The sequence below is a fragment of the Psychrobacillus sp. FSL K6-4615 genome (assembly GCF_038008225.1).
Taxonomy (GTDB): domain Bacteria; phylum Bacillota; class Bacilli; order Bacillales_A; family Planococcaceae; genus Psychrobacillus; species Psychrobacillus psychrotolerans.
In genome coordinates, this window is record NZ_JBBOYQ010000001.1 from 171,818 (window position 1) to 194,124 (window position 22,307).

Annotated in this window: 26 protein-coding genes and 1 riboswitch; of the genes, 11 read left to right on the top strand and 15 right to left on the bottom strand. The window is 37.4% G+C overall.

What is annotated here, in order from left to right; translation table 11 throughout:
• Positions 1-107: 107 nt before the first annotated feature.
• From MKX53_RS00870 to MKX53_RS00885, 4 genes are all read right to left on the bottom strand, one after another.
• Complete coding sequence (locus MKX53_RS00870) at positions 108-1,067, bottom strand: DMT family transporter (protein ID WP_340908367.1); 960 nt, start codon at positions 1,065-1,067, stop codon at positions 108-110.
• Between the two features lie 12 nt (positions 1,068-1,079).
• Entirely contained in the window at positions 1,080-2,306 is a 1,227-nt protein-coding gene (pepT, locus tag MKX53_RS00875) for a peptidase T (protein ID WP_340908370.1), read from the bottom strand.
• Between the two features lie 36 nt (positions 2,307-2,342).
• Positions 2,343-2,990 (bottom strand): lysoplasmalogenase, encoded by a 648-nt coding sequence (locus MKX53_RS00880; RefSeq protein WP_340908372.1) that lies wholly within the window; start codon positions 2,988-2,990, stop codon positions 2,343-2,345.
• A gap of 162 nt (positions 2,991-3,152) precedes the next feature.
• Entirely contained in the window at positions 3,153-3,911 is a 759-nt protein-coding gene (locus MKX53_RS00885) for an SDR family oxidoreductase (RefSeq protein ID WP_093536566.1), read from the bottom strand.
• 144 nt (positions 3,912-4,055) lie between these two features.
• Here MKX53_RS00885 and MKX53_RS00890 point away from each other — a divergent pair, with 144 nt between their 5' ends.
• Complete coding sequence (locus MKX53_RS00890; protein WP_340908374.1) at positions 4,056-4,634, top strand: TetR/AcrR family transcriptional regulator; 579 nt, start codon at positions 4,056-4,058, stop codon at positions 4,632-4,634.
• Between the two features lie 149 nt (positions 4,635-4,783).
• Here the strand turns inward: MKX53_RS00890 and MKX53_RS00895 are convergent, their stop codons facing one another.
• The 4 genes from MKX53_RS00895 to MKX53_RS00910 all read right to left on the bottom strand — a co-directional run bounded on the left by MKX53_RS00895 (position 4,784) and on the right by MKX53_RS00910 (position 8,140).
• Positions 4,784-5,386, bottom strand: a complete 603-nt coding sequence (locus tag MKX53_RS00895) for an NADPH-dependent FMN reductase (RefSeq protein ID WP_093536562.1) — start codon at positions 5,384-5,386, stop codon at positions 4,784-4,786.
• A 17-nt stretch (positions 5,387-5,403) separates the two neighbouring features.
• A complete protein-coding gene (locus MKX53_RS00900) occupies positions 5,404-5,805 on the bottom strand; it encodes a DoxX family protein (protein ID WP_340908377.1) in 402 nt (133 codons plus the stop codon).
• Positions 5,806-6,015: 210 nt separating this feature from the next.
• Positions 6,016-6,429, bottom strand: a complete 414-nt coding sequence (locus tag MKX53_RS00905; protein ID WP_445678256.1) for an RDD family protein — start codon at positions 6,427-6,429, stop codon at positions 6,016-6,018.
• Between the two features lie 13 nt (positions 6,430-6,442).
• Positions 6,443-8,140 (bottom strand): M3 family oligoendopeptidase, encoded by a 1,698-nt coding sequence (locus MKX53_RS00910; protein ID WP_340908382.1) that lies wholly within the window; start codon positions 8,138-8,140, stop codon positions 6,443-6,445.
• 159 nt (positions 8,141-8,299) lie between these two features.
• Between MKX53_RS00910 and MKX53_RS00915 the strand changes: the two genes are divergently transcribed.
• Positions 8,300-9,055, top strand: a complete 756-nt coding sequence (locus tag MKX53_RS00915; protein ID WP_340908384.1) for a DUF2087 domain-containing protein — start codon at positions 8,300-8,302, stop codon at positions 9,053-9,055.
• A gap of 19 nt (positions 9,056-9,074) precedes the next feature.
• Complete coding sequence (locus MKX53_RS00920) at positions 9,075-9,419, top strand: GIY-YIG nuclease family protein (protein WP_340767934.1); 345 nt, start codon at positions 9,075-9,077, stop codon at positions 9,417-9,419.
• An 81-nt stretch (positions 9,420-9,500) separates the two neighbouring features.
• Here the strand turns inward: MKX53_RS00920 and MKX53_RS00925 are convergent, their stop codons facing one another.
• A complete protein-coding gene (locus tag MKX53_RS00925; RefSeq protein ID WP_340908387.1) occupies positions 9,501-10,088 on the bottom strand; it encodes a YdcF family protein in 588 nt (195 codons plus the stop codon).
• Positions 10,089-10,102: 14 nt separating this feature from the next.
• Complete coding sequence (locus MKX53_RS00930) at positions 10,103-10,744, bottom strand: glycerol-3-phosphate acyltransferase (RefSeq protein ID WP_340908389.1); 642 nt, start codon at positions 10,742-10,744, stop codon at positions 10,103-10,105.
• A 157-nt stretch (positions 10,745-10,901) separates the two neighbouring features.
• Positions 10,902-11,016, top strand: a riboswitch (SAM riboswitch).
• Between the two features lie 112 nt (positions 11,017-11,128).
• Between MKX53_RS00930 and MKX53_RS00935 the strand changes: the two genes are divergently transcribed.
• Together MKX53_RS00935 and MKX53_RS00940 are read left to right on the top strand one after the other, a co-directional pair.
• Entirely contained in the window at positions 11,129-12,421 is a 1,293-nt protein-coding gene (locus tag MKX53_RS00935) for an O-acetylhomoserine aminocarboxypropyltransferase/cysteine synthase family protein (RefSeq protein ID WP_340761154.1), read from the top strand.
• A gap of 130 nt (positions 12,422-12,551) precedes the next feature.
• Positions 12,552-13,538: a homoserine dehydrogenase gene (locus tag MKX53_RS00940; RefSeq protein ID WP_093536548.1), complete on the top strand. Its 987-nt coding sequence runs from the start codon at positions 12,552-12,554 to the stop codon at positions 13,536-13,538.
• Between the two features lie 235 nt (positions 13,539-13,773).
• Here the strand turns inward: MKX53_RS00940 and MKX53_RS00945 are convergent, their stop codons facing one another.
• Positions 13,774-14,004, bottom strand: a complete 231-nt coding sequence (locus MKX53_RS00945; protein ID WP_340908392.1) for an excisionase family DNA-binding protein — start codon at positions 14,002-14,004, stop codon at positions 13,774-13,776.
• Positions 14,005-14,104: 100 nt separating this feature from the next.
• On the opposite strand from MKX53_RS00945, the gene MKX53_RS00950 reads away from it, so the two are divergent.
• Positions 14,105-15,001, top strand: coding sequence for a DMT family transporter (locus MKX53_RS00950; RefSeq protein WP_093536544.1), 897 nt, complete (start codon positions 14,105-14,107; stop codon positions 14,999-15,001).
• 64 nt (positions 15,002-15,065) lie between these two features.
• Here the strand turns inward: MKX53_RS00950 and MKX53_RS00955 are convergent, their stop codons facing one another.
• Positions 15,066-15,722: a LytTR family DNA-binding domain-containing protein gene (locus MKX53_RS00955; RefSeq protein ID WP_340908395.1), complete on the bottom strand. Its 657-nt coding sequence runs from the start codon at positions 15,720-15,722 to the stop codon at positions 15,066-15,068.
• 204 nt (positions 15,723-15,926) lie between these two features.
• On the opposite strand from MKX53_RS00955, the gene aceA reads away from it, so the two are divergent.
• From aceA to MKX53_RS00975, 4 genes are all read left to right on the top strand, one after another.
• A complete protein-coding gene (gene aceA, locus MKX53_RS00960) occupies positions 15,927-17,210 on the top strand; it encodes an isocitrate lyase (protein WP_340908396.1) in 1,284 nt (427 codons plus the stop codon).
• Between the two features lie 31 nt (positions 17,211-17,241).
• A complete protein-coding gene (gene aceB, locus MKX53_RS00965; RefSeq protein WP_340908398.1) occupies positions 17,242-18,840 on the top strand; it encodes a malate synthase A in 1,599 nt (532 codons plus the stop codon).
• Positions 18,841-18,870: 30 nt separating this feature from the next.
• Positions 18,871-18,993 (top strand): protein YhfH, encoded by a 123-nt coding sequence (locus MKX53_RS00970; RefSeq protein WP_139219905.1) that lies wholly within the window; start codon positions 18,871-18,873, stop codon positions 18,991-18,993.
• Positions 18,994-19,173: 180 nt separating this feature from the next.
• Complete coding sequence (locus MKX53_RS00975) at positions 19,174-19,467, top strand: RNA polymerase alpha subunit C-terminal domain-containing protein (protein WP_093536538.1); 294 nt, start codon at positions 19,174-19,176, stop codon at positions 19,465-19,467.
• Between the two features lie 59 nt (positions 19,468-19,526).
• Here the strand turns inward: MKX53_RS00975 and MKX53_RS00980 are convergent, their stop codons facing one another.
• From MKX53_RS00980 to MKX53_RS00990, 3 genes are all read right to left on the bottom strand, one after another.
• Positions 19,527-20,210 carry a BsuPI-related putative proteinase inhibitor gene (locus MKX53_RS00980; RefSeq protein WP_340908401.1) on the bottom strand — a complete coding sequence of 228 codons (684 nt, stop codon included), beginning with the start codon at positions 20,208-20,210 and terminating at the stop codon, positions 19,527-19,529.
• A gap of 114 nt (positions 20,211-20,324) precedes the next feature.
• Complete coding sequence (locus MKX53_RS00985) at positions 20,325-20,675, bottom strand: ASCH domain-containing protein (RefSeq protein ID WP_093536534.1); 351 nt, start codon at positions 20,673-20,675, stop codon at positions 20,325-20,327.
• Positions 20,676-20,858: 183 nt separating this feature from the next.
• On the bottom strand, positions 20,859-21,323 hold the full coding sequence (locus tag MKX53_RS00990; RefSeq protein ID WP_340908403.1) for a BsuPI-related putative proteinase inhibitor: 465 nt from the start codon (positions 21,321-21,323) through the stop codon (positions 20,859-20,861).
• A 190-nt stretch (positions 21,324-21,513) separates the two neighbouring features.
• On the opposite strand from MKX53_RS00990, the gene MKX53_RS00995 reads away from it, so the two are divergent.
• Complete coding sequence (locus MKX53_RS00995) at positions 21,514-22,206, top strand: response regulator transcription factor (RefSeq protein ID WP_093536530.1); 693 nt, start codon at positions 21,514-21,516, stop codon at positions 22,204-22,206.
• Positions 22,207-22,307 lie beyond the last annotated feature (101 nt).

Below are 22,307 nucleotides of genomic sequence, written 5' to 3' on the forward strand. Positions count from 1 at the left end.
AATTAAAAGAGGATTGACGGCTGCTAAAGCTGTCAATCCTCTTTTTAAGAACAAAAGTGAGATAATGCGGGTCTAACACAGCACCCGAATCCACTTAATCTTAAAAATTATATTTTAGTTTGTCCTTTTAAAGCTCTCGTATTTAATAATTTTGTATAGTAACTATGTAAGAACATACCTAAAATAATAATTCCAAGTCCTATAAGTGCAATTGGTGCTGGTAAAGGCACATGTAGTAAAAACATTTCACCAATAATGACGAAAATGATTTCGGTTGACTGTGTCGCTTCTACAGCAGCTAGTTTCCCTTGGTGATTTCGAACTCGATCTGTTGCCATGAAAAATAGAATAGTAGCGATCACTCCAGAACTCACAGCTACAATAAATGATTGAAACACTTGGCCAGAAGATGGTAAACCTACGGTAAAAATCGCATAAATACCCATTAAAATCCAGGCAGGCATAGACGCAACAGTCATGCCTAAAACGCGTTGAAATGTATCCAAGCGTCCATTCAAATGTTCCATCATTTTACGATTCCCTAAGGGATAAGCGAATGCAGCTATAAGTACAGGTAAAATCCCTAAAAAAATCATTTGCAAATTAACTGTATCTGTATTTGGAATTTGTATAAGAATAATTCCTACTAAAATAAGTAGGGAAATAAATAATGAGACGACCGGGATTTTTTGTTTAATGATTCTGTTTTCCATTTTTATCAAAAATAATGGCGCAAGTAAAACTCCAGCAACAATCGTGAATTGCCACATTCCAGATATTAACCAGCCAGGTCCATAAGCTGCTGCAAAAGTGAGCGGTGCATAAAATAATACAAATCCTACAAAGCTCCATAGAAACCAAGCGGCAGGTGCAGATTTTATTTCTTTATAGGTTTCAAATAAACCTTTTCGATAGTAGACAATGATGAATAAAAAAGGCAGCATGAAGAAATATCGAAGGGAGGAGCTCCAAATCCAACTCCCCCCAGATATTTCCATAGAACGATTAAGTATAAAGGTTACTGCAAAAAATAGGGAGGCTAAAATACCTAGTAATATTTCGCGCATATTAGCACCTGCTTAAGCCTGCTGTTCAAACGACTGGATAATACCCTTTACAACTTCTGTTGATTTTGCCATATCATTTACAGAGATGAACTCGTATTTTCCGTGGTAGTTTTCCCCACCTGTAAATACATTAGGTGTAGGCATTCCCATATAGGAAAGCTGTGAGCCATCTGTTCCTCCACGTACTGGAATAATAAGTGGTTCTATATCTAAAGCAATCATCACATCTTTTGCTACATTTAAAATTTCAATAACAGGTGTGATTTTTTCACCCATATTGTAGTATTGATCGTTTAACTCTACAGAGATAGCAGTTGCTCCGTATTCTGCTTTAATCTTTTCAGCAGTATCTAGGAATAATTGTTTTTTCGCTTCAAATTTCTCACGGTCATGGTCACGAATAATATAGCTAAGCTCTGTTTTTTCTGTATCGCCATTAATATTCATCAGATGTATAAAACCCTCGTATCCATCGGTTTTTTCAGGTACTGCATCTGTTGGCATGTGAGATTGAAATTTTGTAGCCATTGTAATGGAGTTCACCATTTTGTCTTTTGCAGAGCCTGGGTGCACACTTTTCCCATTTGTAATAACCTTGGCACTAGCTGCATTAAAGCTTTCATATTGTAATTCTCCTAATGGACCACCATCCATTGTATAGGCAAAGTTTGCTCCGAATTTTTCCACATCAAATTTATGAGGACCACGCCCGATTTCTTCATCTGGTGTGAATGCCACTCGAATTTTCCCGTGTTTTACTTCTGGATGTTGGATAAAATATTCCATTGCCGTCATAATGATGGCAATTCCTGCTTTATCATCGGCACCAAGAAGCGTAGTACCATCTGTAGTTAATAGTGTGTGACCAACATAATTTTTTAATTCAGGGAAGTCTTGAACAGTCATGACAGTATGCTCATTGAGAGTAATATCTTGTCCGTCATAGCTATCGATTCGCTGTGGATTTACATTTTTTCCCGTGTAATCTGTAGCTGTATCTACGTGAGCTAAGAAACCGATTGTTGGCATTTCTTTATCAGTATTAGCGGGTAAAGTGGCGAAAAGATAACCGTTTTCGTCTAATGTAATTTCCTCTAAACCAACTGTAGTCAATTCTTTTTTCAGCTCATGGAGTAAGTCCCATTGACCTTCAGTGGTTGGACATGTTGTACTTGAAGCATCGGATTGTGTATCTATTTTTGCATAGCGCACTAGTCGCTCTATTAAAGTCTCTTTCATGAGATTAAATCTCCTTTCGATTTGTAAAGCTAGTTCTTATTTTAACAGATTCTTTCGAGTTGCGGAATAATGAATGCTAAGAGCAAACATAAATTGAGCTCCGTAATAAGAAATCATTATAAGTGCATCTGAGAAAGGAATATCTATTATGAATTTATTAATAGCAAGGGTTGAATCCGAAAAGATAAATAAAATAGCCCCAATAATAACAAATTTGTTTGCAGTTTGGAAAGCGTTCCAACCCATCGTCAGAATAACTGTAATATAAATAATAACTGCAAGCGCTAACACTGTATCTCCTTGAGACCAAAGTGTTCCAGCTAACCAAATTACCATTGATAACCCGTATATTAATAGCAATGCGATTGCCCATTTCGGAATGGATGTTTGTTTGATGTTTCTAAATGCGAAGATATACCAAATATGTCCGATCAAAAAGGTTATAAGTCCGACTATAAACCAATAGATTAATCCGTCAGCAAACATACATACAGTGAGTCCGATTAAAATAAGTGTCTTGTACTTTTTAGTTTCTCCTCCAGATTGTAGAGAAGCAAACAATATAATAAGTAGCATCGGAATAAGTTTAAAAATAATCTTTGTCGATACAGGGTCACTTGGAATAAAAAAAATATAAATAATACCCATAATTGCAATTAAAACCCCAATAATTTTGCTCCACATAAAACAAACACTCCCCTTTCTTATTAAATTCGTTACGGAAGATAAAACTTCCTCCACATTGTATGCGAATCTAAATAAAAAAAAGAACCAGCTGCCATAGTGAATAGGGCAACTGGTTGTATTTCTGATTGGTATTGTCTTGTGGAAGTTGAGCTTTATTTATTAGTAAGCAGTCCAACCAGCATCAGCGGCAATAATTTGCCCATTAACGAAGCTTGACTCATCAGAACCTAAGAATACTGCAAGTTGTGCAATTTCTTCTGGTTGACCGACACGTGGCATAGTACCGCTACCTGTTTGCTGACGACCCATACCGAATTCAGAAAGGCTAGTCATAGAATTTTGAATATTAGTCATGACGCCACCTGGAGCGATTCCGTTACAACGAATCCCTGAGTTAGCGTACATATAAGCTGTATTTTTAGTTAAACCAGACACTGCATGTTTAGATGCTGTGTATGCTGCACCTGCGCGAGCACCACGTAATCCACCTGCAGAAATGTTGTTAACGAATACTCCGTGTCCTTGTTCTAAGAAAATGTTAGTTGCTATACGCATTGCACGCATAACGCCAGTAGTATTTACTGCGAATAACTGATCCCATTTTTCATCAGTAATTTCACCAACAGGCTCCATTCCATCCATGATCCCAGCGTTATTTACTAAAATATCTAATTTACCAAATGCTGCTTTTGTTTCAGCGAATAAGTTTTCTAAATCAGCAAGTACTGCTACGTTTGTACGGTTAGCGATTGCTTCTCCGCCAGCTGCTTTAATGGCTGCTGCCACAGTTTCTGCACCTTCTAAATTGTAGTCGGAAACAACGACTTTTGCGCCTTGTTTTGCATATGCCTCAGCGATAGATTTCCCCATCCCAGAAGCCGCGCCTGTAACGATAGCTACTTTGTCTTGTAATCTCATAATTATTTCCTCCTCATATGTTATTATACAGTTGTACAATAACAGTATAGTTTAAAATGAAAACGTATTCAATCAACAGTTATCGCAATAGTTGTGCAATATCAAACACATATTGCAATAAGTGTTTGATAAGGAGAGATATTATTGAAAACAAAAGATTTAAGAGTCGTGAAGACAAAAAAAGCTATCTATCAAGCATTAACTCATATATTAAGAAACAAAAGTCTGACTGATATTAATGTGTCCGAGCTTTGTAGACAAGCCGGTGTAAATAGGGGGACTTTCTACTTCCACTATGAGGAGGTTGGAGATGTTTTTAAGGAATTTTTTGAAGAGGTCATTTTAGATTTGCAAGAATCTTATAAAGAACCATATAAATACATTTCTGCACTTCAATTAAAGTCTTCAGTTTACAAAAATCTAGATCCAAAAACAGTTCGTATTTTTCACCATGTCAAAAAGTACGAAGACTTTTACCGTATTATTTTATCAGACAATGTGTCTACAACATACTACTACATGTTTTTTGATGCAATCCGTTCGAATTTTATAGAAGATAGTAAAATAGGGGAGTATGATGAATCTAAAAAATTTGTATATTCTTTTATGACAAATGCAATAATTGGTTTAATTATTGAATGGCATCGAAGTAATTTTAAAGAGTCCGTTGATGACATGAACATTCATTTAGTTCAAACATTGAACGCGATAGCGAGGAATTAGTGAACTTGGTATATATGGTATTTCCTATATTTGAAGAATAAAAGAATAAGTGGAGAAATAAGGAAGATTAAAAAGTTGTACAAAAAAGACTCATCGAGAGGATGAGTCTTTTTAATCAAAAATTAAACTTCTTGTAAAGCGTTGCTTAATTACTTGCGTACAGTTTTTAAGGCAGTTGTCCAAGGGATAACTTGATCTAGCATTTGGTTTACTGAATCAGCTTGTACTGCTGCTGGTTTGAAGTCTGTACCATTTTCAAAGTCTGTAAACAAAGATAGTGCTGGATGTACACGTACATGCGCTACTAGTAATTCACTTAAAATACCACGTAAATGCTCGGTTGCTCGAGCCCCACCTACTGAACCGTAAGATACGATTCCTGCTGCTTTGTTGTTCCACTCTTCACGTAAATAATCTAAAGCATTTTTAAGTGCTCCTGTGATTGAGTGATTGTATTCTTGAACGATGAATACAAATCCGTCTTGTTTTGCAATGGCTGCTGACCAAGCTGCTGCACCTGATGCGTCGCCGCCTGCTTCACCTAATAGAGGTAATTTGAAATCTGCAATGTCAATAATTTCATATTCTGCGTCTCCACGCTTGTCGGCTAACTCTTTTACCCATGCTCCAACTTGAGGACTAACGCGTCCTTCACGTGTACTTCCTAAAACGATACCAATTTTCATCATGTCATTTCCTCCTGTTTGCTCTTCATTTGAATTTAATCCGAATATTTTTTTCATAAAGCTCATGTTTATACCCCAAATCTTTACTTATTTTTTTGTGCCAGTTTTTCATCAAGTGATAAGTTAATTGGATTAACTAAGACAAAGTAAATACCGATAGCCAAGTAGACTAGTTCTAATTCGTATCCAGCGGATACACCATCGCCTAATAATCCGAATGATAATTTCGCTGAGAAAATTGCTCCTAGCATTATTACCGCAAATAGCCCGCTAATTACTCGTGTTCCAAGTCCAACTACCAGTAATGCTCCACCGACTAATTCAATAATCGCAATTGCGTATGCTAGAGATCCTGGTAAACCAAGGAACTCAAAATATCCAACGGTATTTGAAATACCACCTTGGAATTTTGCTATGCCATGTATTAAGAACATAAGTCCAAACATGACACGTAAAATAAGTGTTGCAAGTTGTTGCTTCTTCATAATAAAAAAATCCTCCATTTAAGTTACTTAACGTAACTTACTATAATATAGTTATTAACTAAACGCAATATATTTGATTACTAAAAGTAATGTAAGAGATAAAAAAATGAGTTTCTGCTTATATATCAGAAACTCATTGAGTAAGAAAGCTATAGAAATTTAAGGAAATCAAAGAAGAACAAGCATCCTAATGAATGCTTGTTCTAAATACTATTCTTTCCAAGGTGGATAGAAAGTTACGTAAGTTCCTGCTATAAAATCATGAATTGCTCGTTTATCTTCACGAATCCCAACCATAAAGGCACTAACAATACCAGCAATGCCAAATGTTAACGCGTAAATAAGACCAGCGATTAATTGTCGTTTAATCATTGTCCAAAAACTAACATCAGTCTCATCTAAGTTCACAATACGAATCCCAAGAATTCTCTTACCTACAGTGTATCCAGTCCAAACGACAGGTAGCAATATGAAATATATATACGACCCAATAGTAGTAAACCATGTATCACTTTCCCCAAATATAAGATAACTAATAATGGCTAGCGGCGCCCCCATGATAATGCCATCGAATAAACTAGCACCAAATCTTATCCAAAAACCAGCTGGATTCATATTCTCCAACTCCTTTCAATACCTATAATGCAGAGTCATCCACACTATTTAAATACTCCTCAATTGAACCAATGACTGATTCTACACAACCATCCTCAAATGGAGAGATTAAATTCGCTTCTGCTACTAATTTAGTAAATGATTTCGATCCTCCAAGCTGGCAAAGATGTAAATAATCCTTCCAAGCAGCTTCATGATCTTCTCTTGAGCGTTTCCAAAATTGGAATGCACAGATTTGAGCTAGTGTATAGTCGATATAATAGAATGGACTAGCATAAATATGTGCTTGACGTTGCCAGAATCCACCAGCTTCGTAATAACTATTTCCATCATAATCAAGATGAGGTAAATAAATTTCCTCGATCTTCTTCCAAGCAGCCTTACGCTCAGCGGGAGACATCTCCGGATTTTCATATACCGCATGCTGGAATTCATCCACTGCAACTCCGTAAGGTAAAAACAGAAGTCCACTGCTTAAGTGAGAAAACTTATATTTGTCGGTTTGCTCTTTAAAGAATAATTCCATCCAAGGCCATGTAAAGAATTCCATACTCATCGAATGGATCTCACAGGACTCAAAAGTCGGCCAAACATACTCCGGGATACCTATGTTACGACTTGTATATACTTGGAAAGCATGACCTGCTTCATGCGTTAATACATCAATATCTCCTGATGTTCCATTGAAATTAGAGAAAATATATGGAGATTCATAGTTATCGATGAATGTACAATAACCTCCAGCTTCTTTCCCTTTTTTTGCAACTAAATCCATCAAATCACGATCAATCATAAACTGGAAGAATTCAGCAGTTTCAGGAGAAAGCTCCTCATACATTTTCTTCCCATTTTCCACTATCCACTCCGGAGAACCTTGTGGTGTTGCGTTCCCACTTAAGAAGTTAAAAGGCTCATCATAATACTTCAGACTGTCTACGCCTATGCGTTTTGCTTGTCGCTCATAAAGTCTAGTTGCAACAGGAACGATAAAATCACGGACCTGATCACGGAATTTTTTTACCATCTCTGCATTGTAGTCGATACGGTTCATACGAATATAGCCGAGCTCTACAAAGTTATTGTACCCGAGAGTTGTTGCTATTTCATGGCGTACTTTTACTAGTTGATCATAAAGGTCATCAAATTTCGCTTCATTTTTATGGAAAAATCCACTACTAGTCTCTTTTGCTTTTTTACGAGTATCACGATCGGTAGATTCAGCATATGGTCCCAACTGTGCAAGTGTTAATGTTTCCCCGTTAAATTCTACTTGTGCGGAAGCAACTAGCTTCGAGTAGTCGGATGCAAGTTTATTTTCTTTTTGCATAAGAGAGATAATTTCCGGTGAGAATGCCTTAATCTGATAATCTGCCAAATCGAATAGTTGATTGCCCCATTTATCCTCCAGTTCATCTCGAAAAGGTGATTCGACCAACGCTTTGTAGTATTCAGTAATCATCTCTTCAATTTCAGGATTCGTTTCATCAAAATAATCACGCTCTTTTTGATAGAACTCATCATTAGTATCGATAGATGCACGAATATAAACTAAGTTTGCTTGTGTAGAATAATCATTGCGAAATGCATTGATATTCTCAATTGCTTCATTCTGTTCTGCTACAGAAGAAGCTTCTTTAAATTTTGTTAATAACTCTCTAAATGTAGATTTGTCTTGTTCTAAATTTGGACGTTTATATTCATAATCGTTAAATGTAACCAATGGAATTCCCCTCTCTATCGTTTCGCTTTACGAAACTCCTTATTCATATTGTTTATTATTTTCAGATAAATTGCAACCGCATTTTTACATATTGATGATTTACAAACGTTATTATATAATGTTTGTAAATTAATAAACAAAGATTGGTTGTGTTTGTATATGGAAGTGTCAGAATTACTTTGGAGTGCCTCTTCAGAACAGTTAAAGTCAGGGTATGCTGAAGAAGACGAAATGTATATATGTATTATGTGCGGTTTTAAAGTTGAAAAGGGATTCATTTATCCAAAGAATAATATGTTATATGAAGCAGAAAAATTCATGAAGCATCATATTGAAATGGAGCATGACTCTGTTTTTCAATATCTAATAGGGCTTAACAAAAAATTTACTGGCTTAACCGAACATCAAAATAGCCTATTACGCCTCTTTTATGAGGGTAGAAGTGATGCAGAAATACAAACAGAGTTAGGAATTGGAAGCTCTTCTACGATTCGAAATCATCGTTTCGTATTAAAGGAAAAGGAGCGACAAGCAAAAGTGTTTTTAGCGATGATGGAATTGTTAAAGGCAAAAGACAATCATGCACCGACATTTTTACCGCTTCATAAGACTGCAACGATGGTGGACGATCGGTATAACATCACGCAAGAAGAACAAAAAGATATCGAAAGTAAATTCTTCCCAGACGGAATAGATGGACCTCTTATGAAATTTCCGAGGAAAGAAAAGCAAAAACTAGCAACCTTAAGAGTTCTGATCCAAAGATTTGAAAAAGGAAAAACTTACACAGAGAAAGAAATAAATCATGTACTAAAGAATGTTTATGAGGATTTCGTAACATTAAGACGTTACTTAATAGAGTATGGATTTTTGGACAGACAAGACGATGGTAGTGCGTATTGGGTGAAAAACTAAATAGAAGGATGGAATATAAATGGATCGCAAAAAAGAATTAAAACAAGAATATAAAGAAATTAAAATCGAGGGCGGAATTTACGTCATCACAAACAAACGAAACGGTAAAAAGTATGTAGCTTCTACACCTAATTTTAAAACGTTGAATGGGGTTAAATTTACATTAGAAAACGGACTCCATTCAAATAAAAATCTGCAAAAGGACTGGACTCAGTTCGGCAAAGATAATTTTGACATAGAGCATATGGAGATTATTAAAAAAGAGGAAACTGAAAGTAGGGTAGGCAAAAAAGAATTAGAAAGGTTATTGGAGAAATGGTTAGAAAAACTACAACCTTACGGTGAAGAAGGGTATCATAGCTAATATGAATTTTATGGAATAGTAAAAAGATGGGTATCAAGAAGATAACACGATAATTACTTAATACCCTTCTATTTGTAACAATCAATTCCCCAAAATATATGCCTTTAACAACGCGACACGTTCTCGCGTACGAACCTTGAATTCAACCACTTTGGGAGTTTTAGCAGCCACGACATCTGATTTCCATCCTATTTTACTTGCTAGTACTTTGGATCGTTGTAAATGGTAGTCGCTTGTTATAAGGGTAACGGAGTCGATATTACTGGGTAGTAATTCTTGTGAAAACAGTAGATTTTCATATGTTGAGGTGGCTTTGTCTTCTAAGATGAGTCGATCTTCGGCTATGCCATTTTCCAATAGAAAATCTCTCATCACCACGGCCTCTTCGATATCTTCATCGGGACCTCGTCCACCTGAAAGTACTAATTTTACATGGGTATATTTTTGGGCATACGCAAGAGCAGCGTCCAATCGATATTGTAAAGCAAAAGAAGGGATATTCCCTTTTTTCACTTTGGCACCAAGCACAATAGCATATTGATTGGTGCCATCTGCTTTAGGATTTTGACCACTCTCAAGCCAATTACTCGTGAGAACCCATATCCCAATTCCACTAGAAACAATCACTACTAATGGGATAAGCACGATCCACCTCATTTTCTTCTTCATGATATTCACTCATTTCATACAGATGGTTTCTTCTTACTTAAGAAAGTGGAGATTCTCATCTCTTCCTTTCGCATTAAACGACGGAAATTCTCGAGATGTAGTACAACAGCCATCAAAAATAGAAATCCGGCAATAGCCATTGGCCCTACTCCTTCTGCAAACCAAATGGATGCACCGATAAAAACAAAGTAAAAAACAAACACACCAATTAATAAATAGTCCGTTAATAATGTAGTTCCGATTAATAATATAAGTCCGATTAAACCAAGCGGCCAGCTAAGAGCAAGTAGTACACCAATAAGGGATGCAGTACCTTTACCACCTTTAAATTTAGTGTAAAGAGGGAAGTTATGTCCAAGTATTACAGCAGCACCTGCACTATATAGCAGGATGTCCTGTTCCACTATCGAAAAATGTGCGTACTGTGAAACCCAAAAACCCGTCCCAATTACGACTATAACTCCCTTTAAAATATCAATTATGGCAACTAAAATGCCATATTTTGCACCAAGAACAACAGCTGCATTTGAGGCGCCAGAATTTTTTAAACCCTCTTTTTTAATATTTACCCCACTCAGATACTGAGCTATTTTAGAACCATGAATGGACCCAACAAGATAACTGATCACAAGGATACAAATCATCGGAATGAGCATTTTTTTCACCCCCATTAACTTCAATATATTAAACGAATGAAAAGATGAGAAGTTTCAGAATTTTAAAGTATATGTTTTTTAATTATTCAAAAAAGTATTGACAAATAGATTGGTAGAAATCTATACTGTGTAACAAGATGGAAAACTAAATCTAATACTCTTATCAAGAGTGGCGGAGGGAATAGGCCCTACGATGCCCGGCAACCAACAAGTTCTCAACTTGGAAAGGTGCTAAATCCTACAAATTCTAAATTGAATTTGGAAGATAAGAGGAGGAACATGCGAATTTGCACCCTCTTCTTAATTGAAGAGGGTTTTTTGTTTGTTCTAATCCTCCCTCGCCTCCATAAGCGTCCATCTAACTACATTTTAGGAGGAATTCAAATGACCAATCTACAAAAAGAAACACTACTTTTACACGGTGGCCAACAACCAGATCCAGTGACTGGGTCACGAGCAGTACCCATTCATAAGACAACATCCTTTGTATTTAGAGATACAGAACATGCACAAAACCTATTTGCTCTTGCAGAAACAGGTAATATCTATTCACGTATTACGAATCCAACTGTGGATGTATTTGAACAACGAATTGCATTATTAGAAGGGGGAACGGCAGCAGTTGCATTTTCTTCAGGAATGGCAGCTATCGCATTTTCTATATTAAACATTGCAGGAGCAGGAGACGAAATTATTGCTGCTGAGAATTTATACGGTGGTACGTTTAATCTATTTGCTCATACATTGCCGCGATATGGTATAACGGTGAAATTTGTAGATTCTACGGATCCAGAAAATTTCCGAGCTGCTGTGACAGATAAAACGAAAGCATTTTTTGGAGAAATTATAGGAAACCCAAGCTTAAATGTATTAGATATAGAAAACGTAGCAGCCATTGCTAACGAAGTAGGAGTGCCTTTACTTGTAGATAGCACATTTGCTACTCCATATGGATCGAACCCTATTAAGTACGGTGCTCATGTCGTAATTCATTCAGCGACTAAGTGGATTGGTGGTCATGGTACTACGATTGGTGGAGTTGTAGTAGATGGAGGAAACTTCAATTGGGACTCCGAGAAATTTCCAGGATTCACACAACCGGATGTGACCTATCATGGTCTAAGATATGGAATTGACGTTCCAAACGTGGCATTTGCAGTGAAATTACGCGTTCAATTGCTTCGTGATTTTGGTCCAACTTTAAGTCCTGAAGCAGCTTTTTCCTTTTTACAAGGACTAGAAACACTTCATTTACGCGTACCAAAGCATAATGAAAATGCTCAAAAAATTGCGGAGTACTTAGAAAGTAACGAAGAAGTAACTTGGGTTAACTACTTAGGTTTAGAAAGTCATCCCTCCCATGAGCTTGCTAAAAAGTACTTACAGAATGGTTTTGGTTCCATCCTAACTTTTGGAGTGAAAGGTGGTAAAGAGGCAGGTCGTAATATTATCGATAATATTGAGATTTGGTCGCATGTAGCTAATGTCGGGGATGCTAAATCGCTAATAATCCACCCTGCATCTACAACACATCAGCAGTTAACTCCTGAAGACTTGGTGAAATCGGGCGTTACAGAAGACTTAATTCGCTTGTCTGTTGGACTAGAGGCGGTTGAGGATTTACAGTCTGCCCTTGATAAAGTACTTGTGGGAAAAACAAATGTCCTCTCTAGATAGAATTTTATTGATAATTGAGTAAAAATGGGCTACAATATGTAAAATAGTTCTTCGTATATGAATGCGATTAGATTTTACAAATTGAAGCAAATTGGAACTCAATTGTGCAAATTCAGTTGGAGGAGATAGCATGGCGACGATAAAAGCAGCAATCCTAGGTTTCGGAACAGTCGGGCAAGGGATTTACAACATTGTAAATGAAAAAAGAGAAGATCTGAAAAAGTCTTTAGGATTAGAACTAGAAATTAGTGCGATCCTCGTAAACAATGTTGGAAAAGAAAGAATGGCTACACCTGGTGTGTTAGTAACTGATAACTTTGAGGATATTATTAATATACCTGGACTCCAAGTGGTATTCGAGGCAATTGTAAATGAGGAACCGGCATATAACTACTTATGTAGAGCGATTGATAAAGGATGTCATGTAATAACAGCAAATAAAGTAATGTTCTCCAAATATAGTATTCCATTACATGAGCGTGCAAAGTCTCGTGGAGTATTTATAGGCTATGAAGCAACAACAGCCGGCGGAGTTCCAGTTATTAAGACATTAAAAAATCTATTACAAGTTAACTCAGTGAAAAGAATCCAAGGGATCTTAAATGGTACGTCGAACTACATTTTGACACAAATGCGTCAGGATGAATGTCCATTTGATGACTCATTAAAAGAGGCGCAGGACCTTGGTTATGCAGAAGCAGATCCATTTAACGATGTGTCCGGGCAAGATGCTTTCCGAAAACTGATGATACTAAGCGCACTAGCGTTTAAAAAACAGCCCAATTGGAACGATGTTCGTGTAGTTGGTATTGATGAAATCTCATTAGAGGATGTCCGCAAAGCCAAAGAACAAGGACTACGTTATCGCCATGTAGCAGAAATAGAGCAAGACGAAAACGGTGAACTATACGCATCAGTTGGTCCACAACTAGTAGGGCCAGATCATCCATTATACTCAATAGAAGGTGTAAACAACGCAGTTGCACTAGATACAAACTATATTGGAACATTAACATTAGTCGGTCCAGGAGCAGGTATGTACCCAACAGCAAGTGTGATGGTAGAAGATTATGCAGAAATAATCGGAAAAAGAGCTGGATTCTTTATTACGATATAATTTTTAGTTTAGGGTACTAGTATATTTTATTTGCTTACTTGATTGAAGTGGAGGGCGGCGACTCCAGCGGGAAAAGCGAGACAGTCGAGACCCCGCAGGGAGCTTAGCGACCGAGGAGGCTCGGCCTCGCCCGCGGAAAGCGTCCGCCTGAAGCGAAAATCAACGGTATTGTTTACAGGACCTATTAATAAAAAAGGACATTCTCCTCATTCGGAGAACGTCCTTTTCCTTTGTATTAATCTTCGTCTTTTACATCAATATCATCCGGAATCGGAGTATTTCGCCATTCATCGATTTGTCGCTTCAAATCCTCAATTTGCAGTAAGTGCGTTTCAAATTGAGAACTATTCACGTAATACTCTTCCCCATCAAAAATAGCACGAATTTTTTTCTCTGAAATATATCGTTTTACTTGATCAATAGGCATTGATAAATAATTCGCAGTTTCTTCTACTGTCATATACATGTAAAATGCCTCCTATCCTTATTAGTATAAGATACGATTGGCGGTAACTCAATATGTGCTATATTGGAAGTTAGAAAATGTGGAAAGGTAGGGAGAAAACTTGACCGTATTACCATACATATTTGTTCTACTTGGTGCTATTTTATGGGGGACAACAGGCACTGCACAAACATTTTTACCAGACAGTGCGCATCCTTTTATCATTAGTGCTGGACGATCAGCAACAGGTGGATTATTCCTGCTGATCATTATGGTTTTATTAAAAAAAATTAAATTCCGTTCATGGCCCTGGAAGCAAACACTATACGCCGCTATATGTATCTCTTTGTTTCAGCTCTTATTCTTTTCTTCTGTACGTTTAACAGGTGTAGCTGTAGCAAGTGTGGTTGCCATTGGAAGTGCACCAGTATTTTCAGGTTTAATAGAATGGATATTTTTAAAGATGCGCCCTACAAAAGTGTGGGGATTCTCGACTGGCTTAGCTATTATAGGTTGTATGTTATTATTTGTTACAAAAGGTGAAGTGAGTATAAATCCATTTGGGGTTCTGTATTCCTTAATCGCGGGTATTATCTTTGCATTGTATACAATGACAAGTAAATCTATGTTGCAAAAAGAAGAGGCAATGTCGGTCGTTGCAATGACTTTTTCACTAAGTGCTTTACTGTTGACGCCTTCTTATTTCCTATTTGACGTGAGTTGGTTGAATGATGCAGGAAACATAGGAATCATTTTTTACTTGGGAATAGCAACAACTAGTATTGCATATGTATTATACGGCTGGGGTCTTCGTAAAATACCCGCCTCCTCTGCGTTAACTTTGTCTCTGGCAGAACCGACGACAGCTGCTTTACTTGGGGTAGTTGTGGTAGGGGAAATTCTTAGTACAACCTCTTGGATGGGGATTGGTTTATTGCTTGGGAGTATCGCTATTTTAACACTAGGGAGTAAATCGGCTAGGGGACAATCTGAAGGCGTAGGTAAAGTGTCTGTTTAACTAAGACTGTAAATAAGGAGGGCTGTTTCGAGAAATCGGAACAGCCTTTAATTATTATTCTAGTTTAAAACCCTAACACTGCTCGAACATCTGTCATATAAGACTGACTTACCGGTAATTCGGTTCCGTCCTGTAACTGTATTAACAAATTAGAAGAAAAATCGCGGACGATTCGGTCGATAAATGAAATATTAACAATATAAGAGCGGTGAATACGTAAAAAGTTATCTGGTAACCGGAGTTGTAATTCCTTCAAAGGGATACTAGTTTTATAAGGCTCTTTATTGGCGTAGAACCATGTCTTTTTTTGAAGACTTTCAATATGAGACACTTTTTCAATAGAGATTGGTTTCCATTCGTCTTCCTGCTTCCCCGTTAAAAACTTATAAGGAGAAGTAATGGGAACTGCATGATGAGGGGGGAGTATAACAACCAATGCCGCTTTTTCCCCATTAATCTCAATTGGATAACCAATTCCGTAATAGGGAACTTGAAATAATGCATCTTCTAAAACAGCTTCTATTCTACATCCTTTCGTCAGTACTAGATCAGCTACACTATTAGGATGGATTTTCTGTCCTGCTTTTAGATGAAGATCATGCCCTCCTGCTTGGTAGTATATATACTGATCTCTAGCCGCTATAGCGATAGAGGCCTCTTTGGGCACCCATTCCTCCATTATTAAACTATACTGTTTTAGTTGCTCTATTTTAAAATCCACTAATACACCTCGTTTTTTTATATTCTGTGTTCATCTCACTAATTCTTCGTTCGTCCTAAAAAAACAATATTTCATCCAAATATCTATACAAAAAACAACTTTCTGTTATATATTAGATTACAAGAAAAGGAACTGTTATGATACAGTAAAAAAGTCGTATTTTTAAACAGTGTTCCTCTACAAAATATTAAGGGGTGTATGTACATGTCAAAAAGACAACAACAGGTAGAAGAGCTTCAACAACAATGGAAAGAAGAAAACCGTTGGAACGGTATTGAACGTCCATATTCTGCAGAAGATGTAGTGAAATTACGTGGCTCGGTCATTATTGAACAAACATTAGCGCGAAAAGGTTCAGAACGTTTATGGAAGTCGCTTCATCAAGAAGACTTCATCAATGCCCTTGGAGCTTTAACTGGTAATCAGGCAGTGCAACAGGTAAAAGCTGGACTTCAAGCAATTTACTTAAGTGGCTGGCAGGTAGCAGCAGATGCAAACCTTTCAGGTCAAATGTATCCAGATCAAAGCTTATACCCTGCAAACAGTGTGCCGGCAGTAGTAAAACGTATTAACCAAGCGTTACAACGTGCAGATCAAATTGACCAAGCGGAAGGTAGAGAAGATCAGTTTGACTGGTTTGCACCTATTATTGCAGATGCAGAAGCTGGGTTTGGCGGACCATTAAATGTTTTCGAACTGATGAAAGGTATGATTGAAGCTGGAGCAGCGGGTGTCCATTTAGAAGATCAACTTGCTTCTGAAAAGAAATGTGGACATCTTGGTGGGAAGGTTCTTCTACCTACTCAAAATGCCATTCGTAATTTAGTATCAGCTCGACTAGCAGCAGATGTAATGGGGGTTCCAACTGTATTAATTGCACGTACGGATGCAGATGCGGCAGATATGGTAACGAGTGACATTGACCCACGTGACGCAGATTTCATAACTGGTGAAAGAACACCTGAAGGGTTCTTCAAAACAAAACCAGGAATTGACCAGGCAATCGCACGTGGTTTAGCATACGCGCCATACGCGGATCTTATATGGTGTGAAACTTCTCATCCTAGTTTAGAGGAAGCTAAACAATTCGCTGACGCTATACATGCAAAATTCCCAGGTAAATTGCTAGCGTACAATTGTTCACCTTCCTTCAACTGGGAAGCAAACTTGGATCAGGAAACAATTGCAAAATATCAAGTAGAGCTAGGGAAGATGGGTTACAAATTCCAATTCGTAACACTAGCAGGGTTCCATGCGTTGAACCACAGCATGTTTGAACTAGCGCATGATTATAAAACAAATGGTATGGCAGCATACTCTAAACTCCAACAAGCAGAATTTGCAAATGAAACAAAAGGATATACAGCTACGAAACATCAACGTGAAGTTGGGACCGGATACTTCGATGAGATCTCACAAATCGTGTCAGGTGGAACTTCCTCTACTACAGCGATGAAAGGCTCTACAGAAGTAGCACAGTTTGCTTAAACCAAACATGGGGATGGGAGGTTAATGATAAATGGAACAACTAACGACTAAAAGGATTGAAATTTTAGGGAAAGAGGTTGAAGGCATTGACGAAATTTTAACGCTAGAAGCATTAGATTTCGTAGCTTCCCTCCATCATCTCTTTGATAAGAGAAGAAAAGAATTGCTACAAGCACGTCAGTTTCGTCAAGAGAAATTAGATAACGGGGCAACATTGGACTTTTTATCGGAAACCAAAACAATTCGAGAAGGAGACTGGACAATAGCTCCCCTCCCAGAGGACTTACAGGATCGCCGCGTCGAAATAACTGGCCCGGTTAATCGTAAAATGGTCATCAATGCATTAAATTCAGGGGCAAAGACATTTATGGCTTGTTTTGAAGACGCGACTTCGCCCACTTGGGAAAATATGATTGATGGTCAGCTCAATATGCGTGATGCTGTTCGCAAAACAATCTCTTATACACAGCCTGAAACGGGTAAAGTATATAGCTTGAAAGAACAACCAGCAGTCCTCATTGTAAGACCTAGAGGATTCCATCTTTTGGAGAAAAATATACGGATAGATGGTGAGTCAATCTCTGGTAGCTTCTTCGACTTTGGACTTTATTTTTTCCACAATGCAAAGGAAGCGATTGCTCAGGGAACTGGTCCTTACTTTTACTTACCGAAGTTAGAAAGTCATTTGGAAGCACGATTATGGAATGATATTTTCGTCTATGCACAGCAACAATTAGAAGTTCCTAACGGGACGATTAAGGCAACTGTTTTAATCGAAACAATCATGGCTGCCTTCGAAATGGATGAAATTTTATATGAGCTTCGTGAGCATTCAGCAGGTCTAAACTGTGGACGTTGGGATTATATTTTTAGTTATATTAAACGACTTCGCAACCAGTCCCAGGTCATCTTGCCCGACAGAGGTCAAGTGACGATGACGTCACCATTTATGCGTGCTTATTCGCAGTTATGTATCCAAACCTGCCATCGACGAAATGCATCAGCCATTGGTGGAATGGCTGCACAAATTCCCATAAAAGGGGACGAAACAGCAAACGCAGCAGCTTTCGCAAAAGTAAGCGAAGATAAACGGAGAGAAGCAACGGATGGACATGATGGAACATGGGTGGCCCACCCAGGGTTAGTGCCTGTCGCTTGGGAGCAGTTTCAAGAACATATGCCTACGCCAAACCAAATTCATCGAAAACGAGAAGACGTCCAGGTAACAGCGGCTAATTTACTCGAAGTACCAAAGGGAACTATAACCGAAGAAGGCCTTCGTATGAACTGCAGTGTAGGGGTTCAATATATAGCGTCTTGGCTACGTGGAAATGGAGCAGCTCCGATTAATAACTTAATGGAAGATGCTGCAACAGCAGAAATTTCTCGTACACAAGTATGGCAATGGATTAGGCATCCAGAAGGAAAGATAGAGGATGGACGAAAAATTTCCATCACTTTAGTAGAACAAGTTTTAACAGAAGAATTAGGGAAACTGAAAGCAACTTTTGGAAATGACATATACGGAAATGGTCGCTACACAGAAGCGGCAGAGTTATTCCTATCATTAGTAAGAGAAGATGAATTTATCGAGTTCTTAACATTGCCAGGCTACGAAAAGATTAGCTAAAAAAACAATCCATTCAAGGAGGTGATTTGCATGAAATTAACTACTCAAGAAGTAAATACAAAGCATTGTCGTGAATGTGGATGTGTTATTAATGAGCAAGTAGAATCATCCCTTTACGAGTGTGAACGTTGCATCGGCATGAACGAGGAATAACTATATCGAAAAAGCAGGAATGTCTATAAATCTTAAGAACTTGTAAGTAAATTTAAATTATAGAATATAAACCTTCTAACTAATCTTTTATAGATATGTTAGGAGGTTTTTATTTTTTTAAAGCATTTGTGTCATAATAGTAGTTAATATTAGGTATTAGAGAATCTAGGGGGTGTTAAAATGGCAACTTCTGAAAAAGAGTTAAGGACCTGCAACAAAGGGCATAAGTATTATAAAAGTAGTGACTGTCCGACTTGTCCAATGTGTGAGCAAGGAAGCAAACCTAATAGCGGTTTTCTATCGCTGCTCTCTGCACCAGCAAGAAGAGCGTTGATGAATAACGAAGTTACTTCCTTGCAGAGGCTCTCTGAATTCAGTGAGAAAGAAATTTTAAAGTTCCATGGTATAGGTCCCGCTTCTTTGCCAACACTTAAAGAAAGTTTAAGAAGAGAAGGTTTAACCTTCAAAAGTTAATAATGTATACAAAATGCACCGCAAAAATGCGATGCATTTTTATGTGGTTATTTAGATTGTTATTCTGCAGGGTACGTGGTCTGAACAGTTTTTTGCCCATTTTCTTCTACATATTCAATGATTAAATGTGTGCCTTCTTCTACGTTTTCAAACTGAGGCATCGCCACCTCAGATAATTGCATTACTTCTGTTTCACCAGCTAGGTTTTTTACTTCAATAGAGTGTGGATCCACTAGTCCGGTAAATTTTATTTCCTGTGTTTGAACGACAAGTTTTCCCGGTGAAGTCAATAACTCATACGCAACTTTTTCTTTTTGGTCATTTAACCCTTTGGCGGTGGACCAAACGGTCAATGTGTAAGGACCTGGGGGAATTCCCACAAGTTCTTCTTTCAGATTAAGTGGAATCGTCCATTCCTCATTAGGCTGAAGTTTCTTTTCTTGTATTTCTTGCATGAATAATTTATTTGCTGAATATGTGTAAATGATTTCCTTCTCATTATTTAATAGTTGGAATTCGATTTGTTGACCACTGGACATTTCCAAAACTGCTTCTTCTGAAGTCTCATTCTTTAGCGTAAATGATCCTTCTCCATTTGTTGTTATATCAATTCGTGTGGATACAGTATCTTCTACGGCATCACTTCCAGTTGTAGATTCACTTAGACCGGATCCACAACTAGCCAATATAAAAAGGGGGATTACAAGTAATAAAATCCAATTGATTGTTTTGTTCTTTCTCATGTTGTACACCTCCTGTTTACAAATTAGACCATCTTTTGGATAAAAAGTTTCATAAGATGAGAACAAAATTTTCCACAAAAAAACTTCCCCGTGTTAATCACAGAGAAGTAGTTATTACGCTTTTACTGGGCTAAATTCATGAACCCATACAGTCATATGAGGTAACCAAGGCATGCCAGGGTGATAAGACAAGATGGACTGTTTATAATCTTCCACTGATTCAAAGCCTTCTTGGTTTGCATGTTCATCCATCAAGTCACCAAGTGTTTGAATATATACACGGTCTACAACGAATGATTGTCCTTGAAGCTCCATAATCTCGCCTACATCTGCGTAGCGACCATTACGTCGTGTAGCAGTTTTTTTACCTTGTAATACTAAAGCAACATCTGATTCCATTGTCACTAATCGTTCAATGGAACATGTTTTTGGAGGTAAAGTTGTTGTTTCTTCGTGATTTGTCATTGATAGTCCACCTTAAAAAATATTTTTCTACTTCTAACTAGTGTACATGTAAAATGTATTGCGGACTATGGTTAGATAAGCACTTTTTAGGTTGTTGGAGCAAATTGCACCGAGATCACTTTATGCTCAAGTTCAACTAGAGACTGTTCTTCCCTCATTTAAGAACATTTTCGTGTTATTAAATTATTTCCCAGCCCATTCATAGGCTATCTCTTGTTTCTTATCACTTAGTTCCTTTGCAGCTGACCAAGCGATAAGGGTGTATGAGCCAGCAGGAACTTCCGCCAATTCTGTTTTTAACTCAAGTTGGATAACGACTTCTTCGTTTGGTTGTATCACATTTTCGGACATCATAAGGACAAATACTTTGTCGGCAGAATAAGTAAATACAATATTTTTTTCGTTGTCTAAAAGCTGATATTCTATTTCTTGGCCACTACTATACGTTAAAGTTGCTTCTTCATTTGTTTCATTTTTAATCGTAAAAGTAGCATTCCCATCTTCTTTAACTTCTAGTTTAGTTGTAATAGTTTTTTCCTCCTTTGGTTTAGATTCATTTCCAGTAGTAGTATCTGTATTGTTCGTTCCGCAGCTTGCTAAGATTAATATGAGGGAAAAGGTACATAAACCAAAAATTATTCTTTTCAAATTAATCACTCCTCTACCTTATTAGACAGTTCTGCGGATGAAAAGTTACATATGAACTTCCTGACTTATTTTCTTAAGAATTTCTTCATATTTTCCCTACTGGAATGTTAAGGAATGAAGGGTACAATAAGTAACATAAGAGTGATGAGGGATACATAAATCATATCGTGCAGACCAAGGAGGTAAACGAATGACACAGTTCACAGTATTAGTAACCGACGATGACAAGGACATTCGAGATGGTATCGAAATTTATTTGAAAAATGAAGGCTACCACGTTTTAAAAGCTGCAGATGGATTAGAAGCATTGCAGTTAATAGAAGAAAACGAGGTTCATGTCATTGTATTAGATATTATGATGCCTAAAATGGATGGAATTTCAGCGACTTTTAAAATTAGAGAACAAAAAAATATTCCTATTATTATGCTAAGTGCAAAAGCTGAGGACTCAGACAAAATTCATGGGTTATCGGTTGGAGCAGATGACTATGTAACGAAACCTTTTCATCCGATGGAATTGGTAGCACGTGTAAAGTCTCAGCTTAGAAGATATACCAAGTTAGGAAATTATCAGGGGCAGCAGCAAGTTATTGAACTAGATGGACTAACACTAAACAAAGAAGCGAAGGACCTCTCAGTAGAAGGAGAGTCCGTTAAACTAACACCAATTGAATTTAAGATTACAGAGCTACTAATGGTTAATGCAGGACGTGTTTTTTCGATCAATGAAATATATGAACGCGTTTGGAATGAACCAGCATATAACGCTGAAAATATAGTAGCTGTTCATATCCGGAAAATTCGAGAAAAGATAGAAGCAGATCCTAAAAATCCTAGATATTTAAAGGTGGTGTGGGGCGTTGGCTATAAGATCGACAAGTAAAATGAGTTTACTTTTATCTGTAGTGGCAATTGTCTGCGGGATACTTTGTTTGTTTTATTGTATAACCAACCTTGTGCCTATAGTAGAAATTAGAGAAAGCT